General features: G+C 67.1%; 1 protein-coding gene. It reads right to left on the bottom strand.

Features of this window, described 5'->3' with window-relative positions:
• A partial coding sequence (locus OO63_RS41095) for an AMP-binding protein (RefSeq protein ID WP_031192840.1) occupies positions 1-764 on the bottom strand: 764 nt, incomplete at both ends.

Here is a 764-nt window from a genome sequence, read left to right as displayed (position 1 = left end):
TGGGTGTCGGTGCGGCCGTGGTAGGTGAGGTGGCCTTGTGGTGTCCAGGTGGCGATGTCGCCGGTGCGGTACATGCGTTCGCCGGGTGTGCCGTGGGGGTTGGCGATGAAGCGTTCGGCGGTGAGGGTGTGGCGGCCGAGGTAGCCGCGGGCGAGGCCTGTTCCGGCGAGGTAGAGCTCGCCGGGGATGCCGGGGGGTGTGGGGCGCAGGGTGGTGTCGAGGACGTAGGCGCGCATGTTGTTCATGGGCTGTCCGATGGGGATGGTGTCGTTGGTGGTGTCGGTGGGGGTGGTGGGGTGGCAGGTGGCGGCCATGGTGATTTCGGTGGGGCCGTAGGCGTTGATGATGTGGAGGTCGGGGCAGGCGTGGAGTGTTTCGCGGGCTGCGGTGGGGGACATGGTGTCGCCGCCGGTCCAGAGTTCTTTGAGGCCGGTGAGGGCTTGGGGTTGTACTTCTGCGATGACTTTGAAGAGGCCTGCGGTGAGGAAGGCTGCGGTGATGTGGTGGGTGTGGATGGTGTGGGCGAGGGTGGTGGCGTCGAGGTGGCCGGGTGGGGCGAGGACGAGGGTGTTGCCGTGGAGGAGGGGGATCCAGAGTTCGTAGGTGGAGGCGTCGAAGGCTTGTGCGGAGTGGTGGAGTACGCGGTGGTGTGCGGTGGTTGTGTAGTGGTGGTCGAGGGCGAGGTCGACGACGCCTTGGTGGGTGATGGCGACGCCCTTGGGGGTGCCGGTGGACCCGGAGGTGTACATCACATAGGCCAGCTG

This window comes from Streptomyces alboflavus (assembly GCF_000716675.1).
In the GTDB taxonomy this organism is placed as follows: domain Bacteria; phylum Actinomycetota; class Actinomycetes; order Streptomycetales; family Streptomycetaceae; genus Streptomyces; species Streptomyces alboflavus.
The sequence above is the reverse complement of the archived record's forward strand: the minus strand, read 5'-3'. Positions and strand labels throughout refer to the sequence as shown.